This window comes from Stutzerimonas azotifigens (assembly GCF_013522725.1).
Classification (GTDB): Bacteria; Pseudomonadota; Gammaproteobacteria; order Pseudomonadales; family Pseudomonadaceae; genus Stutzerimonas; species Stutzerimonas azotifigens_A.
Window position 1 is genome coordinate 374,863 of record NZ_JAAMRF010000005.1, and the last position, 6,895, is coordinate 381,757.

At 59.8% G+C, this 6,895-nt stretch carries 4 protein-coding genes and 1 pseudogene; 3 read left to right on the plus strand and 2 right to left on the minus strand.

What is annotated here, in order from left to right; all coding sequences use genetic code 11:
- Positions 1-17: 17 nt before the first annotated feature.
- Positions 18-602 carry a Fe-S biogenesis protein NfuA gene (nfuA, locus tag G7026_RS12365; protein ID WP_181071191.1) on the minus strand — a complete coding sequence of 195 codons (585 nt, stop codon included), beginning with the start codon at positions 600-602 and terminating at the stop codon, positions 18-20.
- A gap of 232 nt (positions 603-834) precedes the next feature.
- On the opposite strand from nfuA, the gene metH reads away from it, so the two are divergent.
- Positions 835-4,527 carry a methionine synthase gene (metH, locus tag G7026_RS12370; protein ID WP_181071193.1) on the plus strand — a complete coding sequence of 1,231 codons (3,693 nt, stop codon included), beginning with the start codon at positions 835-837 and terminating at the stop codon, positions 4,525-4,527.
- A 114-nt stretch (positions 4,528-4,641) separates the two neighbouring features.
- Positions 4,642-4,965 carry a DUF5629 family protein gene (locus G7026_RS12375; protein WP_181071194.1) on the plus strand — a complete coding sequence of 108 codons (324 nt, stop codon included), beginning with the start codon at positions 4,642-4,644 and terminating at the stop codon, positions 4,963-4,965.
- 18 nt (positions 4,966-4,983) lie between these two features.
- On the opposite strand, the pseudogene G7026_RS12380 reads toward G7026_RS12375, so the two are convergent.
- Positions 4,984-5,950: pseudogene (locus G7026_RS12380) on the minus strand (integron integrase).
- A 143-nt stretch (positions 5,951-6,093) separates the two neighbouring features.
- Here G7026_RS12380 and G7026_RS12385 point away from each other — a divergent pair.
- The gene (locus tag G7026_RS12385) at positions 6,094-6,621 is read left to right on the plus strand and encodes a hypothetical protein (protein ID WP_181071196.1); all 528 of its coding nucleotides are present in this window, start codon (positions 6,094-6,096) and stop codon (positions 6,619-6,621) included.
- The last annotated feature ends 274 nt before the right edge of the window (positions 6,622-6,895 follow it).

The following is a 6,895-nucleotide window of genomic DNA, read 5'->3' on the forward strand; positions in this document are numbered from 1 at the left end:
CCCCGTTCGAGGGTGACTCAGTAGTACGCGTTTTCGCGGTTGGTGTGATCGGTCACGTCACGAACGCCCTTGAGCTCTGGAATCCGCTCGAGCAGGGTCTTCTCGATCCCCTCCTTGAGGGTGACGTCGGCCTGGCCACACCCCTGGCAACCACCGCCGAACTGCAGTACCGCGACGCCTTCCTCGACCACGTCGATGAGCGTTACCTGGCCGCCGTGGCTGGCGAGCCCGGGATTGATCTCGGTCTGCAGGTAATAGTTGATGCGCTCATTGAGCGGGCTGTCCTCGTTGACCATCGGCACCTTGGCGTTCGGCGCCTTGATGGTCAGCTGCCCACCCATGCGGTCGGTCGCATAGTCGACTACCGCATCTTCGAGGAAGGGCTCGCTGACGTTGTCGATCCAGGCAGTGAAGCTCTTCAACGCCAGCGCGGTGTCTTCGGGCTTTTCTTCGCCGGGCTTGCAATAGGCGATGCAGGTTTCCGCATAAGGCGTGCCTGGCTGGGTGATGAAAATCCGTATGCCGATGCCGGTGGTGTTCTGCTTCGAGAGCAACTCGGCGAGATAATCGTGTGCAGCTTCAGTAATGGTAATCGAGCTCATGTCTAATCCTCGCAAAGATGGCGCCAGTGTACGTCAATCGCGCCTGGCAGATAAAGTCCTAGTATTTTTGTCGGATAAGACTCGCAAGCCATCGTTCTGCTTGGCGCCACCACGGCACGCAAAGAGCGTGGCGAACATGAGTGGAATTCATGCCCATCCCCGCTGGGCCCCGCCTGCGGCTCAGTTTGGTATCATCGCCGCCCTTCGATCCGCTCTTCCCAGGTAGTGTGCAATGTCCGACCGCAGCCTTCGCCTTCAGGCCCTCCAGCAAGCGCTGAGCCAGCGCATCCTGATACTCGACGGCGGCATGGGCACCATGATCCAGAGCTACCGGCTGGAAGAAGCCGACTATCGCGGCGAGCGCTTCGCCGACTGGCCGCAGGACGTCAAAGGCAATAACGACCTCCTTATCCTCAGCCGCCCGGATGTGATCGGTGCCATTGAGAAGGCTTACCTCGACGCCGGCGCGGACATCCTGGAAACCAACACCTTCAACGCCACCCGCGTATCCCAGGCCGACTACGGCATGGAAGAGCTGGTGTACGAGCTGAACGTCGAAGGTGCCCGCATCGCCCGCCAGGTGGCCGATGCCAAGACCGCCGAAACGCCTGACCGGCCGCGCTTCGTTGCCGGCGTGCTCGGCCCCACCAGCCGCACCTGCTCCATCTCCCCGGACGTGAACAACCCCGGCTACCGCAACGTCACTTTCGACGAACTGGTGGAGAACTACACCGAGGCGACTCGCGGCCTGATCGAAGGCGGCGCGGACCTGATCCTGATCGAGACGATCTTCGACACCCTCAACGCCAAGGCCGCGATCTTCGCCGTGCAGGAAGTCTTCGAGCAGCTCGGCGTCGAGCTGCCGATCATGATCTCCGGCACCATCACCGATGCCTCCGGCCGCACCCTTTCCGGCCAGACCACTGAAGCGTTCTGGAACTCGGTGCGCCACGCCAAGCCGATCTCGGTGGGCCTGAACTGCGCCCTCGGTGCCAAGGATCTGCGCCCCTACCTCGAAGAGCTGGCCAACAAGGCCGAGACCCACGTCTCCGCCCACCCCAATGCCGGCCTGCCCAACGCCTTCGGCGAATACGACGAGACGCCGGCTGAAATGGCGGCCGTAGTCGAGGAATTCGCCGCATCGGGCTTTCTGAACATCGTCGGCGGCTGCTGCGGCACCACGCCCGCCCATATCCAGGCCATCGCCGAAGCGGTGACCAAGTACCCACCGCGCGCGATCCCGGACATTCCCAGGGCGTGCCGCCTGTCGGGCCTGGAACCGTTCACCATCGACCGCAACTCGCTGTTTGTGAACGTCGGCGAGCGCACCAATATCACCGGCAGCGCCAAGTTTGCCCGGCTGATCCGTGAAGAGAACTACAGCGAAGCCCTCGAAGTCGCCCTGCAGCAGGTTGAAGCTGGCGCCCAGGTGATCGACATCAACATGGATGAGGGCATGCTGGATTCGAAGAAGGCCATGGTGACCTTCCTCAACCTGATCGCTGGCGAGCCCGATATCTCGCGCGTGCCGATCATGATCGACTCGTCGAAGTGGGAAGTGATCGAGGCCGGCCTCAAGTGCATCCAGGGCAAGGGCATCGTCAACTCCATCTCCATGAAGGAAGGCGTCGAAGCCTTCAAGCACCACGCCCGCCTGTGCAAGCGCTACGGCGCCGCCGTGGTAGTGATGGCCTTCGACGAAGCCGGCCAGGCCGACACCCAGGCGCGCAAGGAAGAAATTTGCCAGCGCTCCTATGACATTCTGGTCAACGAGGTCGGCTTCCCGCCTGAAGACATCATCTTCGACCCGAACATCTTCGCCGTAGCCACCGGCATCGAAGAACACAACAACTACGCCGTCGACTTCATCAACGCCTGCGCCTACATCCGCGACCACTTGCCGTATGCGCTGACCTCCGGCGGCGTGTCCAACGTGTCCTTCTCGTTCCGTGGTAACAACCCGGTACGCGAAGCGATCCACTCGGTGTTCCTCTATTACGCCATCAAAAACGGCCTGACGATGGGCATCGTCAACGCCGGGCAGCTCGAGATCTATGACGAGATCCCCAAGCAGCTGCGCGATGCCGTGGAAGATGTGGTGCTCAACCGCACGCCCAACGGCACCGAAGCGCTACTCGCCATTGCCGACCAGTACAAGGGCGACGGCAGCGTCAAGGAAGCCGAGACCGAAGAGTGGCGCTCCCTGCCGGTGGACAAGCGCCTCGAACACGCGTTGGTCAAAGGCATCACCGCCTTCATCGTCGAAGACACCGAAGAGTGCCGCCAGCAGTGCGCGCGCCCCATCGAAGTCATCGAAGGCCCGCTGATGAGCGGCATGAACGTAGTCGGCGACCTGTTCGGCTCGGGCAAGATGTTTCTGCCCCAGGTGGTTAAATCCGCCCGCGTCATGAAGCAGGCCGTGGCGCATCTGATTCCCTTCATCGAGGCGGAAAAAGGCGACAAGCCCGAAGCCAAGGGCAAGATCCTCATGGCCACCGTCAAGGGCGACGTCCATGACATCGGCAAGAACATCGTCGGCGTGGTGCTTGGCTGCAACGGCTATGACGTCGTGGACATGGGCGTGATGGTGCCGGCCGAGAAGATCCTGCAGACCGCCATCGCCGAGAAATGCGACATCATCGGTCTGTCCGGCCTGATCACACCGTCGCTGGACGAGATGGTCCATGTCGCCAAAGAGATGCAGCGCCAGGGCTTCACCCTGCCCCTGATGATCGGCGGCGCCACGACTTCCAAAGCGCATACGGCGGTGAAGATCGACCCGCACTACAAGAACGACGCGGTGGTATACGTCACAGACGCCTCCCGTGCAGTAGGCGTGGCGACGACGCTGCTCTCCAAGGAACTCAAGCCCGCGTTTGCCACCAAGACCCGCGAAGAATATGCCGTGATCCGCGAGCGCACCGCCAATCGTGGCGCCCGCACCGAGCGCATGACCTACACCCAGGCGGTCGCCGCCAAGCCGAAGTTCGACTGGGCCACCTACGAGCCGGTCAAGCCGACCTTCACCGGGCGCAAGGTGCTCGATGACATCGGCCTGAACGTGCTGGCCGAATACATCGACTGGACGCCCTTCTTCATTTCCTGGGATCTGGCCGGCAAGTATCCGCGCATCCTCACCGATGAGGTGGTCGGCGAAGCGGCCACCGCCCTGTTCGCCGACGCGCAGGCGATGCTCAAGAAGCTGATCGACGAAAAGCTGATCCGCGCGCGTGCCGTGTTCGGCTTCTGGCCGGCCAACCAGGTAGACGACGACGACATCGAAGTCTATGGCGACGACGGCCAGCCCCTGGCCCGCCTGCACCACCTTCGCCAGCAGACCATCAAGCCCGACGGCAAGCCGAACTTCTCGCTGGCCGACTTCGTTGCGCCAAAGGACAGCGGCGTCACCGATTACGTGGGCGGCTTCATCACCACCGCCGGCATTGGCGCTGAGGAAGTGGCCAAGGCGTACCAGGACAAGGGCGACGACTACAACTCGATCATGGTCAAGGCGCTCGCCGACCGCCTCGCCGAAGCCTGCGCCGAATGGCTGCACGCCGAGGTGCGCAAGCATCACTGGGGCTACGCGCCGGACGAGCAGCTCAGCAACGAGGAACTGATCAAGGAACAGTACAAGGGCATCCGCCCGGCACCGGGCTACCCCGCCTGCCCCGACCATACGGAAAAAGGCACCCTGTTCGAGCTGCTCGATGCGGACGGCATCAGCCAGGTCACCCTCACCGAACACTACGCCATGTTCCCCACCGCCGCGGTGAGTGGATGGTACTTCGCCCATCCCCAGGCGCAGTACTTCGCCGTCGGCAAAATCGACAAGGACCAGGCCGAACGCTACACCGCCCGCAAACGCCAGGACCTCGTCGTGACCGAACGCTGGCTCGCGCCTAATCTCGGATACGACGCCTGACAGCTGGCGCCTCGCCCGCCTGGCCAACCAACTACCCTCGGCCAGGCGGCGCGCTCATGAATGAATGCTGTGCCCTCTCCTTTAACACACGACCTTCCGCCCTGTGAGCTCCCCATGACAGCGCCAACCCTGTATCTGTTGGACCAACTCGAAGCCGCCGACATGCTCCAGATCGACGGCCTGCACGCCTCAACCTTCACCCTCAATGATGAGCTGCTCGACGAAGCCGACATAGCCGCGCAAGAAGACCGCGCCTTTGAAAGCGAAGCGATCGTGCTCACGATCGAAGCCGTCGACGGCCGCGAACGCAAACAGTGGCAGTTCAGCTACAACAGCGTGATGGAAGCCGAGCATCAGGCATCCGACGGCAGCTGGCAGATCGACGGCCACCAACTCATTTGCCTCGACGCCTACGAAGCCGACGCGGAAGACGAATAAAACAACCTTACGGGTCGGTCACATTCGATCGAGCGGGCTCAGCACGGCCAAACCGCCACGGTTGAGCACATGCGTATAGATCATCGTGGTTTTTGAGGTCCGCATGCCCGAGCAGCTCCTGCACCGTGCGGATGTCCTGGCCGCTCTCGAGCAAATGGGTAGCGAAGCTGTGGCGTAGCGTGTGAGGCGTGGCGAGCTTCATAAGCTTTGCGGCCTGCACGGCTCGCTTGAAGGCGCGCTGTATTCGTTTCTCATCGAGATGATGACGGCGCACTGCCCCGCTGCGAGGGTCAACCGAGAGATTTGGCGCCGGGAAGACATACTGCCAAGCCCACTCCCAAGGCGCTTTGGGATACTTGCGTGCCAGCGCATTCGGCAGATACACGTCACCTCTTCCGTCAGCTAGCTCCGTTTGGTGAATCGCACGGACACGCGCAAGTTGCTGTTGAAGCGGTGCGACAAGGCTTCCAGGCAAGACGGAGACACGATCCTTCTGGCCCTTGCCGTCACGAATGATGAGCTCGCTGCGCGAGAAGTCGACGTCCTTGATCCTAAGTCGCACGCCTTCCATCAGACGCAGGCCGCCGCCGTATAGCAGCCTTGTCACTAACCCAACCTCCCCTTCGAGGTGCTCAAAAAGCTGCTGCACCTCCTCACGAGACAGGACGACAGGTAAGCGAGCCGGCTTCTTGGCACGCACGACTTCGCCCAGCCAGGGCAAATCCTGATGCAGCACCTGCTTGTAAAGAAACAACAACACAGCCAGCGCCTGGTTCTGGGTGGAGGCGGATACATCACGCGCCACCGCGAGGTGCGACAAGAAACTTTCAACCTCCGGCGCACCCATTTCGAGAGGGTGTCGATAGTTATGAAAACGAATGAACCGCTTGACCCACTCACAATAGACACGCTCAGTTCTGATCGAGTAGTGTTTGAGCCTTATCTGCTCCCGCACCTGATCGAGCAACCGTGGCTTCCCATCCATGGTGTATAACTCCTTTATACAGTCATCATCCCTCGGAAACGCCCAGCCTAGACAAGGAGAGACGCAATGACAAGGATGTTATACACCAGTCCCTTCCAGCGTCTTATACACCACTTGGTGTCTAATTATAGTTATGTGTCTCTATGAATAATCGAAAAATCTTCTCTGAAGAACGGATGTTTCACGATCTGGCTCAAGCCCAAAGCCTGATTGGGAAAACCCTAGCAGGCGTAAGGAATGTTCAGTATTACTTCGAGTCCGAAAAGGTAACCGATGATATAGGCGACATTGAGTGGCGCTGCACTGATGGGACCGTTGTTTCAATGTTCTTGCTCACAAATGGTGAGAGTGTTGGTGCAGACACCTTGCCCGCTGAAGTACCTCTGGGTTTCGATCTTCAAGTAGGTGAGCGATGCTCTTGGCAAGCCGAAGACCTTCTTTCAGCGCTAACCGCAAATCACTTAGCAGGTGAAAATATTGCGAGCGTACAGGCTCACGTGGACCGCCATATCAATTATGGCTACAAAGTTTTATCTGGATTCAAAGTGGCATTCGAGTCTGGAGAATTTATTTTGTACTATAACTGTGGCGATGATAGTGCTGCTCTACTTAACCAATTACCCAGTACCTCGGAAAGCATCAAGAGCGAATTTCTAGAGTCTCTGTTGTGACACATAACAATAGGTATATGGACTCTCCCCACAAGCAGTGAGGAATAGCTTTTCGATCCTGTCGTCAGCGCGGTTGCATTCGTATATCCGGCCTGTGCTGGGCACTGCCCTGGCCATTCTGTAGTTCGCGCAGCAGGGGCCAAGCGTTCAAGCGATCACGAAGATCATGATTGTTATCGGCCTTGCTCTGCTGCAGGACTCGCCTGTTCCGACAGTCTCGCTTCTCACCACAACCACTAGAAACCCTTCACTTCACCTTGTTAATCCCCGCCGT

Bases quoted from the DNA above. Each gene is read 5' to 3' on its own strand.
- nfuA (WP_181071191.1), bottom strand. From the start codon at position 602: ATGAGCTCGATTACCATTACTGAAGCTGCACACGATTATCTCGCCGAG.
- metH (WP_181071193.1), top strand. From the start codon at position 835: ATGTCCGACCGCAGCCTTCGCCTTCAGGCCCTCCAGCAAGCGCTGAGC.
- G7026_RS12375 (WP_181071194.1), top strand. From the start codon at position 4,642: ATGACAGCGCCAACCCTGTATCTGTTGGACCAACTCGAAGCCGCCGAC.
- G7026_RS12385 (WP_181071196.1), top strand. From the start codon at position 6,094: ATGAATAATCGAAAAATCTTCTCTGAAGAACGGATGTTTCACGATCTG.